Annotated in this window: 18 protein-coding genes; 13 read left to right on the forward strand and 5 right to left on the reverse strand. The window is 59.5% G+C overall.

What is annotated here, in order from left to right:
• The first annotated feature begins 79 nt into the window (after nt 1-79).
• The 4 genes from M5G18_RS28650 to M5G18_RS28665 are packed head-to-tail and all read left to right on the forward strand — an operon-like array spanning nt 80 to nt 3,626.
• Nucleotides 80-952, forward strand: a complete 873-nt coding sequence (locus M5G18_RS28650; protein WP_273897809.1) for a heme/hemin ABC transporter substrate-binding protein — start codon at nt 80-82, stop codon at nt 950-952.
• A gap of 50 nt (nt 953-1,002) precedes the next feature.
• Nucleotides 1,003-1,986 (forward strand): FecCD family ABC transporter permease, encoded by a 984-nt coding sequence (locus M5G18_RS28655; RefSeq protein WP_273897820.1) that lies wholly within the window; start codon nt 1,003-1,005, stop codon nt 1,984-1,986.
• The gene (locus M5G18_RS28660; protein ID WP_273897810.1) at nt 1,986-2,753 is read left to right on the forward strand and encodes a heme ABC transporter ATP-binding protein; all 768 of its coding nucleotides are present in this window, start codon (nt 1,986-1,988) and stop codon (nt 2,751-2,753) included. The genes M5G18_RS28655 and M5G18_RS28660 overlap by 1 nt, the downstream gene beginning before the upstream one ends.
• A 21-nt stretch (nt 2,754-2,774) precedes the next feature.
• Complete coding sequence (locus tag M5G18_RS28665; protein ID WP_273897811.1) at nt 2,775-3,626, forward strand: ChaN family lipoprotein; 852 nt, start codon at nt 2,775-2,777, stop codon at nt 3,624-3,626.
• A gap of 226 nt (nt 3,627-3,852) precedes the next feature.
• Here M5G18_RS28665 and M5G18_RS28670 read toward each other — a convergent pair whose 3' ends face one another.
• The 4 genes from M5G18_RS28670 to M5G18_RS28685 form a co-directional block, all read right to left on the reverse strand.
• The gene (locus M5G18_RS28670; protein WP_273897812.1) at nt 3,853-4,644 is read right to left on the reverse strand and encodes a Crp/Fnr family transcriptional regulator; all 792 of its coding nucleotides are present in this window, start codon (nt 4,642-4,644) and stop codon (nt 3,853-3,855) included.
• A gap of 15 nt (nt 4,645-4,659) precedes the next feature.
• A complete protein-coding gene (locus M5G18_RS28675; RefSeq protein ID WP_003228231.1) occupies nt 4,660-4,932 on the reverse strand; it encodes a TfoX/Sxy family protein in 273 nt (90 codons plus the stop codon).
• A 220-nt stretch (nt 4,933-5,152) separates the two neighbouring features.
• Nucleotides 5,153-5,497, reverse strand: coding sequence for a pentapeptide repeat-containing protein (locus M5G18_RS28680; RefSeq protein WP_007959639.1), 345 nt, complete (start codon nt 5,495-5,497; stop codon nt 5,153-5,155).
• Between the two features lie 91 nt (nt 5,498-5,588).
• Nucleotides 5,589-7,145 carry a bifunctional aminoglycoside phosphotransferase/ATP-binding protein gene (locus tag M5G18_RS28685; protein ID WP_273897813.1) on the reverse strand — a complete coding sequence of 519 codons (1,557 nt, stop codon included), beginning with the start codon at nt 7,143-7,145 and terminating at the stop codon, nt 5,589-5,591.
• A 118-nt stretch (nt 7,146-7,263) separates the two neighbouring features.
• On the opposite strand from M5G18_RS28685, the gene mrcB reads away from it, so the two are divergent.
• The 3 genes from mrcB to M5G18_RS28700 are packed head-to-tail and all read left to right on the forward strand — an operon-like array spanning nt 7,264 to nt 10,686.
• A complete protein-coding gene (mrcB, locus tag M5G18_RS28690; protein ID WP_273897814.1) occupies nt 7,264-9,588 on the forward strand; it encodes a penicillin-binding protein 1B in 2,325 nt (774 codons plus the stop codon).
• Nucleotides 9,589-9,604: 16 nt separating this feature from the next.
• Nucleotides 9,605-10,351 (forward strand): tetratricopeptide repeat protein, encoded by a 747-nt coding sequence (locus M5G18_RS28695; RefSeq protein WP_273897815.1) that lies wholly within the window; start codon nt 9,605-9,607, stop codon nt 10,349-10,351.
• The gene (locus M5G18_RS28700) at nt 10,351-10,686 is read left to right on the forward strand and encodes a YqcC family protein (RefSeq protein WP_064599443.1); all 336 of its coding nucleotides are present in this window, start codon (nt 10,351-10,353) and stop codon (nt 10,684-10,686) included. Before M5G18_RS28695 ends, M5G18_RS28700 begins: the two co-directional genes overlap by 1 nt.
• Before the next feature lie 18 nt (nt 10,687-10,704).
• On the opposite strand, the gene M5G18_RS28705 is transcribed toward M5G18_RS28700, so the two are convergent.
• Nucleotides 10,705-11,121: a DUF4124 domain-containing protein gene (locus M5G18_RS28705; protein ID WP_273897816.1), complete on the reverse strand. Its 417-nt coding sequence runs from the start codon at nt 11,119-11,121 to the stop codon at nt 10,705-10,707.
• 400 nt (nt 11,122-11,521) lie between these two features.
• Here M5G18_RS28705 and M5G18_RS28710 point away from each other — a divergent pair, with 400 nt between their 5' ends.
• From M5G18_RS28710 to msrQ, 6 genes are all read left to right on the forward strand, one after another.
• Entirely contained in the window at nt 11,522-13,246 is a 1,725-nt protein-coding gene (locus M5G18_RS28710) for an acetolactate synthase 3 large subunit (protein ID WP_273897817.1), read from the forward strand.
• 2 nt (nt 13,247-13,248) lie between these two features.
• Nucleotides 13,249-13,740 (forward strand): acetolactate synthase small subunit, encoded by a 492-nt coding sequence (ilvN, locus tag M5G18_RS28715; RefSeq protein WP_003176102.1) that lies wholly within the window; start codon nt 13,249-13,251, stop codon nt 13,738-13,740.
• Nucleotides 13,741-13,788: 48 nt separating this feature from the next.
• Complete coding sequence (ilvC, locus tag M5G18_RS28720) at nt 13,789-14,805, forward strand: ketol-acid reductoisomerase (RefSeq protein ID WP_007959661.1); 1,017 nt, start codon at nt 13,789-13,791, stop codon at nt 14,803-14,805.
• A 147-nt stretch (nt 14,806-14,952) separates the two neighbouring features.
• A complete protein-coding gene (gene pssA / locus M5G18_RS28725) occupies nt 14,953-15,810 on the forward strand; it encodes a CDP-diacylglycerol--serine O-phosphatidyltransferase (RefSeq protein ID WP_039771608.1) in 858 nt (285 codons plus the stop codon).
• Between the two features lie 62 nt (nt 15,811-15,872).
• A complete protein-coding gene (gene msrP / locus M5G18_RS28730; RefSeq protein ID WP_273897818.1) occupies nt 15,873-16,886 on the forward strand; it encodes a protein-methionine-sulfoxide reductase catalytic subunit MsrP in 1,014 nt (337 codons plus the stop codon).
• Complete coding sequence (gene msrQ / locus M5G18_RS28735) at nt 16,886-17,509, forward strand: protein-methionine-sulfoxide reductase heme-binding subunit MsrQ (protein WP_273897819.1); 624 nt, start codon at nt 16,886-16,888, stop codon at nt 17,507-17,509. The genes msrP and msrQ overlap by 1 nt, the downstream gene beginning before the upstream one ends.
• Nucleotides 17,510-17,631: the final 122 nt, after the last annotated feature.

The following is a 17,631-nucleotide window of genomic DNA, read 5'->3' on the forward strand; positions in this document are numbered from 1 at the left end:
CCCGTGGCGAGGTGACCGCTGCCGAGGATACTTGGCCTGCCGTTCCGATGCCCGGGAAAACCTTTCAAGGAAGCTGTCTATGCGCCTGAGTACCCGCGTTGCCGTGCTGTGTGTCGGACTTTTGGTCAGCCACCAGGCTGCAGCGGCCGAGTTGCCGCAACGTTGGGTCAGCGCTGGCGGCGCGTTGTCGGAGTGGGTGAGTGCGCTGGGCGGTGAGGCGAAACTGGTGGGCGTCGACACCACCAGCCAGCATCCCGAGTCTCTCAAGTCGCTGCCGAGCATCGGCTATCAGCGCAGCCTGTCGGCCGAAGGTATTCTCAGCCTGCGCCCGGACATCCTCATCGGCACCGAAGAAATGGGCCCGCCGCCAGTGATTTCGCAGGTTCGCAGTGCCAAGGTGCAGGTGGAATTGTTCTCGGCTCAGCCGGATCTGCCGACATTGGAAAAAAACGTTACCCATCTGGGACAGTTGCTGGGCGCCGAAAGCCAGGCCGCGCAATTGCTGCAAAGTTATCAACAGCAACTCGATACGCAAAAGGTTCGTGTAGCTGAGGCCCAGACCCAGCAGAAAGCGCCGGGTGTGCTGTTGTTGCTCGGACATGCTGGCGGCAAACCGCTAATCGCCGGCAAAGACACCGCCGCCGATTGGCTGCTGCAACAGGCGGGTGGTCATAACCTTGCGACGCACACCGGTTACAAGCCGTTTTCTGTGGAATCCCTGGCCAGCCTCGATCCTGAAGTGCTGGTGTTCGCTGATCGTGCGCTGACCGGCGAGGCGGCGAAAGTGGCGCTGTTCAAGGAAAACCCGATCCTCAATTCCAGCCGTGCGGCCAAGACCGGACGCGTGCTGGAGCTGGACCCGACGCTGCTGGTGGGCGGGCTCGGGCCGCGTTTGCCGGCAGCGCTGAAGACCCTGTCTGACGGTTTCTACCCGGGCCAGAGCGGCCAATGACCACGCTGGTCAAACCCCGTGGCTTGTTTATCGGCCTGATCCTGCTGTGTCTGCTGGCGATCTGGTTGTCGCTGGCGTTGGGGCCGGTGAGTCTGCCGTTGTTCGATACCTTGTGCGCTGCGCTGCGCATGATTGGTGTGCCGCTGGCGCCGGACGGGCTGGAACAGGCTGAACTGATTCTCGGGCAGATTCGTCTGCCGCGTACGTTGCTCGGGCTGGCAGTCGGCGGTGTGCTGGCGCTGTCCGGGGTGGCGATGCAGGGGCTGTTTCGCAATCCTTTGGCCGATCCGGGGTTGGTTGGCGTGTCTAGTGGTGCTGCGTTGGGCGCGGCGGTGGCGATTGTCGGCGGTTCGTTTTTCGGCGGTCTGCCGGAGTGGTTCGGGCCTTACTTGTTGTCGGTGTGTGCGTTTCTCGGTGGTCTGGGTGTGACGGCGCTGGTTTATCGGCTCGGCCGCCGTAATGGGCAGACCAATGTGGCGACCATGCTGCTGGCGGGAATTGCCCTGACGGCGCTGGCCAGTTCGGCGGTGGGGCTGTTTACCTATCTGGCCGACGACGCGACATTGCGTACGTTGACGTTCTGGAACCTGGGCAGCCTCAACGGCGCGAGCTATGCGCGGTTGTGGCCGTTGCTGATCATTACCGCCGGTGTTGCACTGTGGCTTCCGCGTCGGGCGAAGGCGCTCAATGCGTTGCTGCTCGGCGAATCGGAAGCCGGGCATCTGGGGATCGATGTCGAGCGGCTCAAGCGCGAATTGGTGTTCTGCACGGCGTTGGGCGTCGGCGCGGCGGTGGCAGCGGCGGGCATGATCGGCTTTGTCGGGCTGGTGGTGCCGCATCTGGTGCGCTTGCTCGCGGGGCCGGATCATCGGGTATTGCTGCCGGCATCGGTGCTGGCCGGGGCGAGTCTGTTGCTGCTGGCGGATCTGGTGGCGAGGCTGGCGCTGGCGCCGGCGGAATTGCCGATCGGCATCGTCACCGCGTTCATCGGTGCGCCGTTCTTCCTTTATCTGCTGCTGCGAGGGCGTGCCTGATGTTGCGTGCGCACAATCTGCACATCCGACGTGGCCGCAAGACTGTTCTGGCCGATGTCAGCCTGCAACTCGAACCGGGCGAAGTGCTTGGCGTGTTGGGGCCGAATGGCGCCGGTAAAAGCACCTTGCTCGGCGCGTTGTGCGGTGAGTTGAGCGCGCACGACGGGGAAGTGCTGCTGGACGGAGAGGTCTTGAGCCATTGGAGCGGCACTCAGCGCGCCCAGCGGCTGGCGGTGTTGCCACAGGTGTCGACCCTGGATTTCGCCTTTCGTGTTGAAGAAGTGGTGGGCATGGGGCGTCTGCCTTATCAGAGCGGGCGGGTGCGCGATGACGAGATCGTCGCTGCCGCATTGCGGGCGGCCGATGCCGGGCATCTGAGTGGCCGCAGTTATCTGGCGCTGTCCGGCGGCGAGCGTCAGCGGGTGCATCTGGCGCGGGTGCTGGCGCAACTCTGGCCGGGTCAGGCGGGGCAGACGTTACTGCTCGATGAGCCGACTTCAATGCTCGATCCGTTGCATCAACACACGACACTGCAAGCGGTGCGCGAATTTGCCGATCGCGGCGCGGCGGTGCTGGTGATCCTGCATGATCTGAATCTGGCCGCGCGCTATTGTGATCGCATCCTGCTGCTGGAAGGCGGGTGCCCGGTGGCACTGGATACGCCGCAACAGGTGTTGCGTCCGGAATCGCTAAAGGCGGTTTTCGGTCTGGAAGTATTGGTGCAGCCGCACCCGGAGCGCGGGCATCCGCTGATCATCGCCCGCTGATTTCGTCATCGAGGTGAGGGTATGCGCGGGATTTTGCTGTTGGCGGTGTTGTGGCTTGCAGGTTGCCAGCATGTTGCGGCGCCGCCGGTCGTGGGCGAGATCCGTGATCTGCGCAGTGGCGAGAGTCTGACGGCGCAGCAATTACTGACGCAACTGAGCAGACCGTCACGGCTGATCATTGGCGAACAGCATGACAACGCCGATCACCACGCCCTTCAATTGTGGTTGTTGCAGAACCTCGAACAAACGCGACCCCAAGGCAGTCTCCTGTTGGAAATGCTGACGCCCGATCAACAGTCGCGCGTCGATGACGTGCGCCATGCCGCAACGCCACCGGCTGATCTTCCCGCTGCATTGGCCTGGCAGGATGGTTGGGACTGGAATCTCTACGGGCCGATTGTTCGGTTTGCCCTCGCGCAATCCTGGCCGTTGCTGGCGGCCAACCTCGATAACATCGAAATTCGCGCGTTCTATCGCGATCCTCCGGTTCTGAGCGGTGAGCGCAGCAACGCCAAATCCGTGAAGGAGACGCTGTTGGAGCAGATCGGCGATTCTCACTGCGGCCTGCTGCCGTCATCACAAATGCCGGCGATGCTGGCCGTTCAACAACAACGGGATCGGCGCATGGCCTCGCGTTTGTTGGCGGCGCCTGCGCCTGCCTTGTTATTGGCGGGTGCGTATCACGCGCGCAAAGATGTGGGTGTGCCGCTGCATGTGCTGGATCTGCGGGCGGCCGAAGCGCCGACGGTGCTGATGCTGGCGGAGCAGGGCAGTCGGATTACGGCGGCGATGGCTGATTATGTCTGGTACACACCCGCCACGCCGAAACCGGATTATTGCGCCGAGATGCGTAAACAGTTCAGTAAGAAATGACTTTTCCACAGGCAAAAAAAGACCCGGTAAAAACCGGGTCAAATAACCGTGATTAGCCTGATGAGGAGATAATCTGAGAGTCCGAACCAAGGGCTTTTCAGAATATCGACTGATCTCGCGACCAGTTGTGATAATCATAGCGATTCTCATTACCAAGTCAACTGCTGTTTTTTCATTTCTTTTGTTTTGTCCCGGCAATGGCGTAAACACCCCGTGAATACGGGCGTCAGGTCTGGCTGTTAAATCCCGTGAGCTGCTTGTTGAGCTGGTCGATACGCCGCGCCATGCTTTCGATCAGGCTGTGGGCGATTTTCGGATTGGTGCGGGTCATGCTCAGAAACTGATCGCCGGGAATCAGCATTACAGTGCTCGCCTCCCGGGCAATCACCGTGGCATTGCGCGGCTCGCCTGTGAACACCGCCATTGCGCCGAATATTTCATCCTTGGGCACGTCGCCTACCTTGTGCCCGTTAACAAACGCTTCGGCGTGTCCTTCGATAATCACGAACACATGATCGGCGACATCGCCCTCGCGGATCAGAACGTCCCCGGCTTCAACCCGCTTGAAACCATTGGTGCTGCGAAACTCGCGCGGCTTGAACTCGGCGACTGCGTGCGCCAGCAACGCCATCTGCCCGAGCAGGTAGCGCAAAAACTGCTCAGAGCGCGACGTTTCGCCATACACATGTTGAAACAAATCGCTTCGGCGATAGGGCAGTAATGTCAGCGGGTTGTCTGAGTACAGCGTGCAATCCGCCCATTCCGGCCCCTGTTGCAGGCCGATCAAATCTCCCTCGTGCCAGTAGAACAAGCCTCGACCACTAAGTCGGCCGGTGATGACACCTTGCGTGAGCAAGAACAACTGATCGTCCGGCAAACGTGCCAACAGATCATCCGTGGCTTCAAGTGCCAGCGCAGGCCCGCACGGCGGCAGGCCTTCGAGCCATTGCGCAGGCAAGCTCTGCAAGTGGTTGATCAATGCATCGGCCTGGGCCGATTGTTCCCCGAGCAGGTACATGGCGGTCAGTGCCCGTTAGTTCTTGTGGCGAGAGGAAATGGCTTCCAGCTGCTTGTTCAGTGCATCCTTGCGTTCGGCGGGAATGTCGTTCCAGTGCACATCCATCAGCGCCCCTTCGATCGCGTACAACAACACCTTCGACGCCCGAAACCCGCGAGTGCGCACGGCCCGGTAGGCATCCACCGCGCCCAGGCGACGCAGATCCGAAGCGCTATGGATGCCCACGGCATGCAGCCATTGCGCCGACGTCTTGCCAAGATTCTTCAGGTGTTGCAGTTCATCATTCATCAAGCCTCCTTGCGACGGCCGAATGGTGCGTGGGCGAGCTTCTCAGGAGTGTAGCCATCAGTAGGAAAAGCGTGGTTGTTTGGTCGGATTCAACGCAAACGCTTCTAAGAAACGTCAGTTTTCGCTGATGAGTCGGGATGGGGAGGGCGAGGGAGAATTACCAATAGCACGCAGTCCAGCGCAAAGCGGGGGCGCTGGACGAGTTTGGGTGTTCCGAGACTCAGCGAGTGCGATAACGCAGGCGCGTACCGAAATTCATCGACATCAGGATTTCGTCGGCACTCAGTTCCGGCGGGAAGTAGGCCCCGGAAATCTGCGCGTGGGCCAGGCTCGCGCCTTCCAGCGAGGCGTTGCGAAAGTCGATGCCGCGCAGGTCGGCGGAACGGAAGTAGGCGTCCCGGAAATCCACGCCATCGGCGTTCAGTTCGCGCAGGTCGAGACCACGAAAGTCACCGCCGACCATGTCGATCGGGCCGTCTTTCGGGCGTTCATTGTTGAAACCTGTGATGTCGTCTTTGTGCAGCAAGGCATAAAGCGGGGTGTCGAGAAGTTTCGGCTGGCTCATGTCAAATCACCTGTTGGTTTTATGACGCCAGTATAGTGCCACTATTTGACGGCCGTGAAGCGAGCGAGGGCTTCACGGCCGAAATAGTTTCTTACAGACCTGGCAGGCGCTGGCGGATCTGCGCCACGACGGTGTCCAGGGTGCCGGATTCATTGGTCTGCACGCGTTTGCTGCGCAGGATTTCTTCCGGCGTCAGGGCTTCGCGGTTGGCCTGTTGTGCTTCGATCACGGCGAGGGTCGCGTCGGACGGATCCTTCTTGTCCGCCTGACGAATCGCCAGCCAGCTCTCGATCACGGCCTGCGGAGCATTGCAGTCGAGGATCAGGAATGGCGCGCCAGTGGCTTCGGCAACCTTGGCGGCGTTGTCGCGTTGTTCGCGCTTGAGGTAAGTGGCGTCGATCACCACCGGAAAACCGGCGTGCAGGATCACTTCGGCGATTTCATGCAGACGAGCATAAGTCGCGGTGCTGGCATCGGTGCTGTAGATCCCGGCCTGAACATCATTGGCAACGGTTTGCTCGCCAAACAGACGTTTGCGCTCGACATCGGAACGCAGACGGATCGCGCCCAGCGCTTCGACCAGACGCATGGCCACATGGCTTTTGCCTACAGCGGACACGCCGTGGGTAATCGCCATGAAGCGCGAAGGAATGGTGCTGTAGCTTTCCGCCAGGTTGGCGTAGTTGCGGTACTGGCGCAGGGTGGTAGCGCGTTGCACCGGAGTGGCGTCGGCCGGCATGCTGAACAGTGCAACCTTTGCACGAACCAATGCGCGGTAAGCCTTGTAGAAGTTCAGCACTTCCAGGCCTTGGTAGTCGCCGGTCAGTTCCAGGTACTGGCTGATGAAACGACGGGCCAGGGATTTCAGGCCACGGTCTTCCAGGTCCATCGCCAGGAAGCCGGTGTCAGCCCAGACGTCGGTGAAACGGAACGGTTCGTTGAATTCGATGCAGTCGAAGATCACGACTTTGCCGTCGATCAGCGTGGCGTTGCCCAGGTGAATGTCACCGTGGCATTCGCGAGTGAAGCCGTCAGCCTTGCGTTGGGCGAACAGTGGCTTCAGGCGATCGAAGCTGCTTTCAGCCCACGCTTGCAGGGCATCGAGTTGCAGCAGGTCGTTCTTGTCGCTGAGGAACGGCAGGATCTGTTCGAAGTTCTGGCGCACTGGCGCCATTACGCTTTCAGGTGTGCCGGCGTCGTGCTCGGCCGGGACTTTCGGCGCGTTGAGGTGGAAGCGGGCGATCTGTTCGGCCATCGCGTCGACGTGGGCGGTGGTCAGCTCGCCATTGGCTTGCAGGGTGCTGAGCAGGCCGGTCTGCGGGAACTGGCGCATTTTCAGCAGGTATTCGATGGCCGGGCCATCGCCACCCAGTTGCGGAGCTTCGGCGCTGCCGGTCACTGGAATCACTTCCAGATACAAATCTTCGGTCAGGCGCTGGTTCAGGCGCAGCTCTTCGCCGCAGAAGTGCTCACGGGAGTCGAGGCCGGTGAAATCCAGGAAGCCGAAATTCACCGGCTTCTTCACTTTATAAGCGTAGGGGCCGGTGAGCAGCACCCACGAGATATGGGTTTCGATGACCTGGAACCCTTCGACGGGGTGCGGGTAGAGGGCCGGGTTTTGCAGGGCAGCGATCAGGGACTGGCTCACGGACGATCCTTCAGAGACTGGGGGAAATTCAAGGCGCTCATTATGGCCGCTCGCCAGCCCGACGCAAACCTCGGAGCGCTCCTGTTGAGTATGAATAAAGTGCGTATAATCCGCCGCCATGACTCGTACTCGATCCCCCCGTACCCCTAAAAAACCAGCTTCCCGGGGCCTGCGCCCATGGTTGGGCTGGGCCCTCAAACTCAGTCTGGTCGGCCTTGTGGTGCTGGCCGGCTTCGCCGTTTACCTCGATGCCGTGGTGCAGGAGAAGTTCTCCGGCAAGCGCTGGACCATTCCGGCCAAGGTGTACGCGCGCCCGCTCGAGCTGTTCGTCGGACAAAAGCTGAGCAAGGACGATTTCCTCACCGAACTCGATGCCCTGGGCTATCGCCGCGAAGCCGTGAGCAACGGTCCCGGCGCCGCGGCGGTCAATGGCAACACGGTTGATCTGAATACCCGTGGCTTCCAGTTCTACGAAGGCCTCGAGAAACCGCAGCCGGTGCGCGTGCGTTTCTCCGGCGATTACGTGGCCGAACTTTCGGCGACCAACGGTTCGAAACTCTCCGTGGTACGCCTGGAGCCGCTGATGATCGGCGGTATCTACCCGAAAAACCTTGAAGACCGGATTCTGATCAAGCTCGATCAGGTGCCGCCGTATCTGCTGGAAACTCTGGTTGCCGTGGAAGACCGGGATTTCTACAGCCACTGGGGCGTCTCGCCGAAATCGATTGCCCGCGCAGTCTGGGTCAACACCTCGGGCGGCAAGATGACCCAGGGCGGCAGCACGCTGACCCAGCAACTGGTCAAGAACTTCTACCTGACCAACGAACGCAGCCTGACCCGCAAGCTCACCGAAGCGATGATGGCGATGCTGCTCGAACTGCATTACGACAAAAAGGAAATCCTTGAGGCGTACCTCAACGAGGTCTTTGTCGGTCAGGACGGTCAGCGTGCGGTGCACGGTTTCGGTCTGGCCAGCCAGTTCTTCTTCGCCCAGCCCTTGTCCGAGTTGAAGCTGCATCAGGTCGCGTTGTTGGTCGGCATGGTCAAAGGTCCGTCCTATTACAACCCGCGTCGCAACCCGGAGCGGGCGCTGGAACGACGCAATCTGGTGCTCGACGTGCTTGAGCAGCAGGGCGTTGCTACCGCCGAGCAAGTGGCCGCCGCGAAAAAAATGCCACTGGGCGTGACCACGCGCGGCAAGCTGGCCGACAGTTCTTTCCCGGGCTTCATCGATCTGGTCAAACGCCAGTTGCGTGAAGACTACCGCGACGAAGACTTGACCGAAGAAGGCCTGCGGATTTTCACCAGTTTCGATCCGATCCTGCAGATGAAAGCCGAAGCCTCGGTCAACGACACCTTCAAGCGTCTGTCCGGTCGTAAAGGTTCCGACGACGTGGAAGCGGCGATGGTCGTGACCAACCCGGAAACCGGTGAAGTCCAGGCCATGATCGGCAGCCGTCAGGCGAGTTTTGCCGGTTTCAACCGGGCACTGGATGCGGTGCGGCCGATCGGTTCGCTGATCAAGCCGGCGGTTTATCTGACGGCACTGGAGAAACCAAGCCAGTACACGCTGACCAGTTGGCTGTCGGACGACCCGCTTTCGATCAAAGGCGCGGACGGTCAGGTCTGGAAACCGCAGAACTATGACCGTCGCTCCCACGGCACAGTGTTCCTGTATCAAGGGCTGGCGCATTCCTACAACCTGTCGACCTCGCGTCTCGGTCTGGCGGTCGGTGTTCCGAATGTCCTGAAGACATTGGCGCGCTTGGGTGTAACCCGCGAATTCCCTGCATTTCCATCGATGCTGCTCGGCGCTGGCGGCATGACCCCGATCGAAGTCGCGACCATGTATCAAACTCTGGCCAACGGTGGTTTCAACACGCCGATGCGCGGGATCCGCAGTGTGCTGACAGCCGATGGCGAGCCGCTCAAGCGCTATCCGTTCCAGATCGAGCAGCGCTTCGATCCGGCCTCGATCTACCTGATCCAGAACGCCATGCAGCGGGTCATGCGTGAAGGCACCGGCAGTTCGGTTTATAACGTGTTGCCAAGAACCCTGACACTGGCGGGCAAGACCGGTACCAGTAACGATTCGCGCGACAGCTGGTTCGCCGGTTTCAGCCAGGATCTGCTGGCGGTGGTCTGGCTCGGCCGTGACGACAACGGCAAGACGCCGTTCACCGGGGCCACCGGTGCGTTGCAGGTCTGGACCAGCTTCATGCGCAAGGCCGATCCGCTGCCGCTGGACATGCCGCAGCCGGATAACGTGGTGCAGGCCTGGGTCGATTCGCGTACCGGCCAGGGCTCCGATGCCAACTGTCCGGGCGCCGTGCAGATGCCGTATATTCGCGGCAGCGAACCGCCACCCGGCGCCTCCTGCGCAGGCGAAAGCCCTGCCTCGGGCGAGTCGGTGATGGATTGGGTCAAGGGCTGGATGAATTAAGCAAAGAGGGTTTCAAGTGAACAAGTGGTTGATTCCAGCGGTGACCGCCGTGGCTTTGCTCAGCGGCTGCTCCACCGTACAGCGTGGTTCGATTCCGGTTGTGGACTCCGGCACCGCCGTGTCCAACAGCGAGCGCATTTCGGCCAATGGCGGTTTCCGTCAAACGACGGTGAAACGTCCTGCACAGGCCCAGACCCAGGCGATCCCGCAAGGCGACACCGGTGTGGTGGTCATGGTGCCGGGCGGCGCAGCGGCTTCGGCACCGATCAGCACTTCGCCGATCGTTCCGGGCCCGGCGTCTGGCGGCATCACGCCGGGGCCGTATAACCCTTCGTCAGTCGAGTCGGCACCGATCAGCTCCGGCAGCTACAGCATGCCTTCGACGCCGAGCGGCATTCCTTCGGCCAGCAGCGGCGGCGGTCTGTCTGCCGATGAACAACTGGACGGTCCGGTTCTCGCGTTGTTGAGCACTGCGCAACAGCAGCAGGCAGGTGGCGACCTCAACGGCGCTTCCTCCAGCCTGGAGCGTGCACAGCGTGTAGCGCCGCGCGAGCCGCAAGTGCTTTACCGTCTGGCGCAGGTGCGCATGGCCCAGGGCGATGCGCCGCAGGCCGAGCAGACCGCTCGTCGCGCACTGACCATGGCCAATGGTCGTCCGGACTTGCAGGCCAGTCTGTGGGAATTGATCGCTCAGGCACGTGAGAAACAAGGTGATTCCGCCGGCGCCACTCTGGCCCGTCAGAAGGCCAAGGTTTCGCTGTGATGGACAGTCGTTTCTCCAAGGTCGCCGATCAATTGCTGTTGATCGAGCGTGAACTGCGCGCCCAGGGCTGGTGGGATGACGTCCAGCCCTCGGTCGAAGCCCTGAGCAGTGTCGAACCGTTTTCGGTCGACACCCTCGATTTCGAGCAGTGGCTGCAATGGATCTTCCTGCCGCGGATGAAGATGATCCTCGAACAGGATCTGCCATTACCCAATGCCTCGGGCATTCAGGAAATGGCCGAGATGGTTTTTGCCCAGCGCAATCTGCAGGGCAAGGATCGGCAGCTTCAGGTATTGCTCAAAGAGTTCGACCTGCTGATCACCGCTTCGCGCTGAACCGGAAACTGCCAGTGGTTACTGGCAGTTTTCCGTAATCTGTTTTTGTGCCTCCGCAGTACGTTGCTGGCGCTGGTCGTCGCTCAGCCGCCGCAATTCTCCCTCCACTTCCTCCCTCAAGCGCGGATTGTTCTGCAGTTGCGCGAGATTTGTGCGCGCCTGTTCGCAAAAGGCCTTGAGCTGATTCTGTTGCTCGGCTACTTGCTTCTTGACCTTGTCATCGATGGCTTTCTGATCGCCCAACGCGCCGTTGCCAGGTAATGCGGCAGGTATTGGAGTGGGAGAGGAGGGCGTCTTCACGGCGGTGGATGACTGCCCTTGTGGTGGCTGTTGATCGAAATGGGTGACGCCCTGGGCATCGACCCATTTGTAGATCTGACCGGCCATACACCAGGGGCTGGCGCCGATCAGCAGAGTTAAGAGAAGCGTTCGCATGCTGATTCCTTGGCAAAACTGCGCAATTGAAGCTAACAGAGTAGCGGTTTCCAGGTTTTTTCTTGCGTTCTCATGTGCTTACCCACAATTAAGCACATAGACGGCTTGACTTGCAGAGGGCGAAACAGAAGAATCCAAAGTCCGCTGTACAGGGACTGCCAGAAGCAGACCCTCTCGGCAGATCATGAGGCGCATATCCGCGTCGACCTGTTACACCCGCAACGCGTTACCTCGCGCTGGGTGGGAAAGGCCCGCAACACTTGGGACGATCCCAATACTTGCTCAGTCAGTGCTGACGTAGTCGGCGACCACCGTCGCTCATGCTCTGCCGAGAAGTAAACCTATTAAGACCCGTTCGCTTTTTTGTGGACGGTATTCTGGCGTTTTAGAGGTGAACAACGTGGAGCTTTTATCTGGCGGTGAGATGCTCGTCCGCTTTTTGCGTGACGAAGGCGTCAAATATATCTACGGGTACCCGGGTGGTGCTCTCCTTCATGTTTACGATGCCCTGTTCAAAGAACCGGAAGTGACCCACATCCTGGTTCGTCACGAACAAGCGGCTACCCATATGGCTGACGGCTACGCCCGTGCCACCGGTAAAGCCGGCGTGGTATTGGTGACTTCCGGTCCAGGCGCCACAAACGCCATCACCGGTATTGCCACTGCCTATATGGACTCGATTCCAATGGTGATCATTTCCGGTCAGGTGCCAAGCACCATGGTCGGCACCGACGCGTTCCAGGAAACCGACATGATCGGTATCTCCCGGCCGATCGTGAAGCACAGCTTCATGATCAAGCACGCTTCGGAAATCCCGGAAGTCATGAAGAAAGCCTTCTACCTGGCGCAATCCGGTCGTCCGGGTCCGGTCGTGGTCGATATCCCGAAAGACATGACCAACCCGGCCGAGAAGTTCGAATACATCTTCCCGAAGAAAGCCAAACTGCGTTCCTACAGCCCGGCCGTTCGCGGTCACTCCGGGCAAATCCGAAAGGCGGCAGAAATGCTCCTGGCGGCCAAGCGTCCCGTGCTGTACTCCGGCGGTGGCGTGATCCTCGGCAACGGCTCCGCGCCGCTGACCGAACTGGCGCAAATGCTCAACCTGCCGGTTACCAATACCTTGATGGGCCTGGGTGGCTACCCTGGCACTGACCGTCAGTTCATCGGCATGCTCGGCATGCACGGCAGCTACACCGCCAACCTGGCGATGCATCATGCCGACGTGATCCTGGCGGTCGGTGCGCGTTTCGACGATCGCGTGATCAACGGCGCGCCGAAGTTCTGCCCGAACGCCAAGATCATTCACATCGACATCGACCCGGCTTCGATTTCCAAGACCATCAAGGCCGACGTGCCAATCGTTGGTCCGGTGGAGAGCGTCCTGACCGAAATGGTCGCGATCCTCAAGGAAATCGGCGAAACCCCGAACAAGGAAGCCGTTGCCAGCTGGTGGAAGCAGGTTGATGAATGGCGCGGTGATCGCGGCCTGTTCCCTTACGACAAGGGCGACGGCAGCAAGATCAAGCCACAGACCGTGATCGAAACCCTGTGCGAAGTGACCAAGGGCGACGCCTTTGTGACCTCCGACGTGGGCCAGCACCAGATGTTTGCTGCGCAGTACTACAGGTTCAACAAGCCGAACCGCTGGATCAACTCCGGTGGCCTGGGCACGATGGGCTTCGGTCTGCCGGCTGCGATGGGTATCGCTCTGAGCTTCCCTGACACCGATGTTGCGTGCGTCACCGGTGAAGGCAGTATCCAGATGAACATCCAGGAACTGTCGACCTGCCTGCAATACGGTTTGCCGGTCAAGATCGTCATTCTGAACAACGGTGTTCTGGGTATGGTTCGTCAGTGGCAGGACATGAGTTACGGCAGCCGTCACTCGCACTCCTACATGGAATCCTTGCCTGATTTCGTCAAGCTGGCTGAAGCCTATGGCCACGTCGGCGTGCGCATCACCGAATCGAAAGATTTGAAGTCGAAGATGGAAGAAGCGTTCGCCCTGAAGGATCGCCTGGTCGTGATCGATATTTCGGTCGACACCAGCGAGCACGTCTACCCGATGCAGATCAAAGACGGCTCGATGCGCGATATGTGGCTGAGCAAGACGGAGCGTACCTAATCATGCGGCACATTATTTCCTTGCTTCTGGAAAACGAACCCGGTGCTTTGTCTCGCGTAGTCGGCCTGTTCTCGCAGCGCAACTACAACATCGAAAGCCTGACCGTGGCGCCGACCGAAGACCCGACCCTGTCGCGTCTGACGCTGACCACAGTTGGCCACGATGAAGTCATCGAGCAGATCACCAAAAACCTGAACAAGCTGATCGAAGTGGTCAAGCTGGTGGACCTGTCGGAAAGCGCTCACATCGAGCGCGAACTGATGCTGGTCAAGGTCAAGGCCACTGGCGCCCAGCGCGCCGAGATCAAACGCACCACCGATATTTACCGTGGACAGATCGTCGACGTCAGCGCCAGCGTGTATACCGTTCAACTGACCGGTACCAGCGACAAGCTCGACAGCTTCATTCAGTCCATCGGCACCGCATCGATTCTGGAGACCGTCCGCAGTGGCGTCACCGGTATTGCCCGCGGCGACAAAGTACTCAGCATCTAAACCAAATTAGCGAATGGCCTGAACGGCCTGGATATAAAGGGGAAATTCATGAAAGTTTTCTACGATAAAGACTGCGACCTGTCGATCATCCAGGGCAAGAAAGTTGCCATCATCGGTTACGGCTCCCAGGGCCACGCCCAGGCGTGCAACCTGAAAGATTCCGGTGTCGACGTTACCGTCGGTCTGCGTAAAGGTTCGGCTACCGTTGCCAAGGCTGAAGCCCACGGCCTGAAAGTGACCGACGTGGCTGCCGCTGTTGCCGGCGCCGATCTGGTCATGATCCTGACCCCGGACGAGTTCCAGTCCCAGCTGTACAAAAACGAAATCGAGCCGAACATCAAGAAAGGCGCCACCCTGGCCTTCTCCCACGGCTTCGCGATCCACTACAACCAGGTTGTTCCGCGTGCCGACCTCGACGTGATCATGATCGCGCCGAAAGCCCCGGGCCACACCGTACGTTCCGAGTTCGTGAAAGGCGGCGGTATCCCTGACCTGATCGCGATCTACCAGGACGCCTCGGGCAACGCCAAGAACGTTGCGCTGTCCTACGCCGCTGGCGTTGGTGGCGGTCGTACCGGCATCATCGAAACCACCTTCAAGGACGAGACCGAAACCGACCTGTTCGGCGAACAAGCCGTTCTGTGCGGCGGTACCGTCGAGCTGGTAAAAGCCGGTTTCGAAACCCTGGTTGAAGCTGGCTATGCACCGGAAATGGCCTACTTCGAGTGCCTGCACGAACTGAAACTGATCGTTGACCTCATGTACGAAGGCGGTATCGCCAACATGAACTACTCGATCTCCAACAACGCTGAATACGGCGAGTACGTGACCGGCCCGGAAGTGATCAACGCCGAATCCCGTCAGGCCATGCGCAACGCCCTGAAACGTATTCAGGACGGCGAATACGCCAAAATGTTCATCAGCGAAGGCGCAACCGGCTACCCTTCGATGACCGCCAAGCGTCGTAACAACGCCGCTCACGGTATCGAAATCATCGGCGAGCAACTGCGCTCCATGATGCCGTGGATCGGTGCCAACAAGATCGTCGACAAAGCCAAAAACTAAGTCGTCGACCCTTGTATGAAAAAACGCGGCCTAGGCCGCGTTTTTTCGTATGGGCGGGCGGTTCTGGTATAAAGCTGCATCGTTTGTGGCCGAACCGTCGTCCCAGACACCTGTCGAAAATGTCCAATCCGTTGCAAGGTACTGTCCATGAGCGAACGTCCCGAAGAGCCGAACCAGGCTTCCGACGCCGAAAGCCTGCTGCCCATCGATGAGCACATCGAAGAAGGGCATGACGCAGAAGGCCGTAAAGTCCGGCATCGTGGTATCTATCTTCTGCCGAATCTATTCACCACTGCGAACCTGTTCGCAGGGTTCTATTCCATCATCAACTCGATGAGTGCCCAGGCTGCGCTGAGCGCCGGGGACGCGGCGAATGCGAGCAAGTATTTCGCCTTTGCTGCCATCGCGATTTTCGTCGCCATGGTGCTCGACGGTCTTGATGGTCGCGTAGCGCGCATGACCAATACCCAAAGTGCCTTCGGCGCCGAGTACGACTCGCTGTCGGACATGGTAGCCTTTGGCGTCGCGCCGGCATTACTGGCATTCGGCTGGGCGCTGGGTGACATGGGCAAGGTCGGCTGGATGGTTGCCTTCATTTATGTGGCGGGTGCGGCATTGCGCCTGGCGCGCTTCAACACTCAGGTGGGTACCGCCGACAAGCGCTACTTCATCGGCCTGGCCAGCCCGGCTGCTGCCGGTGTGGTTGCGGGGATTGTCTGGGCGTTCAGCGATTACGGGATCCAGGGGTCGAAGATGTCATTCCTGGTCGCGCTGATGGTGGCGGCCGCCGGCATGCTGATGGTCAGCAACATCAAGTACAACAGCTTCAAGGAGCTGGATCTGAAGGGGCGGGTGCCTTTCGTGGCGATCCTTGCCGTGGTGCTGGTCTTTGCCGTGGTGTTCAGCGATCCGCCTCGCATTCTGCTGCTGGTGTTCCTCGCCTATGCCGCTTCGGGCCCGGTGCAGTATCTGTTGCATCTTCGTCGTCACAAACACGCCGAGTGATGTAATTTCCCTCATACTCCGCAGTCTATGGTGCATCTGTCCTCCAAAGCTGCGGAGTTGCCATGCTGATCAAAGTCCCCAAAGCGTCCGACTGCCATGAGTCGGACGTCACGCCTGAATCCATTTATCTTTCTCGCCGACAATTGCTCGGAGCGACCGCGGCCGGCCTGGCCGTGAGCACTTTGCCGCGCTGGGCCAGTGCCGAAGAGGCTGCCCGCTATGCCGATGTCGAAGCCGGAAAGGCACCCGCCTGGTTTGCCGAGAAGTTGCCCTCTGTCAAATGGGGCGCGGTGAACGTCAAGGATGAGGCGATCACACCTTTCAAAGACGCGACCCATTACAACAACTTCTATGAGTTCGGTACCGACAAGGGTGATCCGGCAGCCAATGCCGGTTCGTTGAAAACCGAACCGTGGAGTGTTGTCGTGGACGGGGAGGTGGGTAAGCCGGGGCGTTATGCTCTGGAGGACTTCATGAAGCCTTACCAGCTGGAAGAGCGTATTTATCGCCTGCGCTGTGTCGAGGCGTGGTCGATGGTGATTCCCTGGATCGGTTTTCCCATCTCGGCACTGTTGAAGCAGGTAGAGCCTACTTCGAATGCCAAATACATTCGCTTCGAAACCTTGCAGGATCCGAAGAGTATGCCCGGACAGCGTTCGGGATTTGCTCTGATCGACTGGCCTTATGTAGAAGGCTTGCGTCTGGATGAGGCGATGAATCCCTTGGCGATTCTGGCGGTGGGTATGTATGGCCGCGAATTGCCAAACCAGAACGGTGCGCCGTTGCGTCTGGTGGTGCCCTGGAAGTACGGCTTCAAGAGCGTCAAATCCATCGTGCGGATCAGTCTGGTCAGCGAACAGCCGAAGACAACCTGGCAGAGCATCGCGGCGGATGAGTACGGGTTCTATGCGAATGTGAACCCTACCGTAGACCATCCACGCTGGACTCAGGCCCGGGAGCGGCGACTGCCCAACAGTCTGTTCAAGCCGAATGTGCGTGATACGCAGATGTTCAACGGCTACTCGGATGAGGTCGCTTCTTTATATACAGGGCTCGATCTGCGGAAGAACTACTGATGCGATATCCGATCTGGCGCGTAGGCGTTTTCCTGGCTGCGGCGATCTGGCCGCTGTTCTGGTTCTATCAGGCTTTTGCGGATCTGCTTGGACCCGATCCGGGGAAGGTTCTGGTTGATCGGCTGGGGCTTGGGACATTGGTATTGCTGTTGATCACCCTGAGTATGACGCCGCTGCAGAAACTTACGGGGTGGGCCGGGTGGATTGCTGTGCGTCGGCAGTTGGGGCTCTGGTGTTTTGCCTATATGGTTCTGCACCTTTGCAGCTATATGGCGTTCATTCTTGGTTTCGACTGGTCGCAATTGGGTGTCGAGCTGCGCAAGCGTCCCTACATCATTGTGGGTGCTCTGGGTTTTCTGGGGTTGTTGGCATTGGCGGTTACCTCCAACCGATACAGTCAGCGCCGTTTAGGTGCCCGCTGGAAGAAGTTGCACCGGCTGGTGTATGTGATTCTCGGGTTGGGATTGCTGCATATGTTGTGGATTGTGCGTGCTGATCTTAAGGAGTGGGCAATCTATGCCTTTATAGGTGTTTTCCTTTTGGCGCTGCGTATTCCTCCCTTGACCCGCCGGATCCCGCGTTTGATGGGTAAAAAGCAGGTTTTTCAGGAAAAGCGAAATTAAGGGTTGACGGCAGATTCTGAGTCTCTATAATTCGCCCCACTTCCGGCGCAGTCGAAACGGAAAACTCCTTGAGATTCAATGAGTTAAGTAGGTTTCGAAAGCGGGTCGCTTCAGTTCATCGA

The sequence above is a fragment of the Pseudomonas aphyarum genome (genome assembly GCF_028657055.1).
In the GTDB taxonomy this organism is placed as follows: domain Bacteria; phylum Pseudomonadota; class Gammaproteobacteria; order Pseudomonadales; family Pseudomonadaceae; genus Aquipseudomonas; species Aquipseudomonas aphyarum.

Coding starts and splice junctions, on each gene's coding strand:
- M5G18_RS28650 (WP_273897809.1), top strand. CDS start 80: ATGCGCCTGAGTACCCGCGTTGCCGTGCTGTGTGTCGGACTTTTGGTC.
- M5G18_RS28660 (WP_273897810.1), top strand. CDS start 1,986: ATGTTGCGTGCGCACAATCTGCACATCCGACGTGGCCGCAAGACTGTT.
- M5G18_RS28665 (WP_273897811.1), top strand. CDS start 2,775: ATGCGCGGGATTTTGCTGTTGGCGGTGTTGTGGCTTGCAGGTTGCCAG.
- M5G18_RS28670 (WP_273897812.1), bottom strand. CDS start 4,644: ATGTACCTGCTCGGGGAACAATCGGCCCAGGCCGATGCATTGATCAAC.
- M5G18_RS28675 (WP_003228231.1), bottom strand. CDS start 4,932: ATGAATGATGAACTGCAACACCTGAAGAATCTTGGCAAGACGTCGGCG.
- M5G18_RS28680 (WP_007959639.1), bottom strand. CDS start 5,497: ATGAGCCAGCCGAAACTTCTCGACACCCCGCTTTATGCCTTGCTGCAC.
- mrcB (WP_273897814.1), top strand. CDS start 7,264: ATGACTCGTACTCGATCCCCCCGTACCCCTAAAAAACCAGCTTCCCGG.
- M5G18_RS28700 (WP_064599443.1), top strand. CDS start 10,351: ATGGACAGTCGTTTCTCCAAGGTCGCCGATCAATTGCTGTTGATCGAG.
- M5G18_RS28705 (WP_273897816.1), bottom strand. CDS start 11,121: ATGCGAACGCTTCTCTTAACTCTGCTGATCGGCGCCAGCCCCTGGTGT.
- ilvN (WP_003176102.1), top strand. CDS start 13,249: ATGCGGCACATTATTTCCTTGCTTCTGGAAAACGAACCCGGTGCTTTG.
- ilvC (WP_007959661.1), top strand. CDS start 13,789: ATGAAAGTTTTCTACGATAAAGACTGCGACCTGTCGATCATCCAGGGC.
- pssA (WP_039771608.1), top strand. CDS start 14,953: ATGAGCGAACGTCCCGAAGAGCCGAACCAGGCTTCCGACGCCGAAAGC.
- msrP (WP_273897818.1), top strand. CDS start 15,873: ATGCTGATCAAAGTCCCCAAAGCGTCCGACTGCCATGAGTCGGACGTC.
- msrQ (WP_273897819.1), top strand. CDS start 16,886: ATGCGATATCCGATCTGGCGCGTAGGCGTTTTCCTGGCTGCGGCGATC.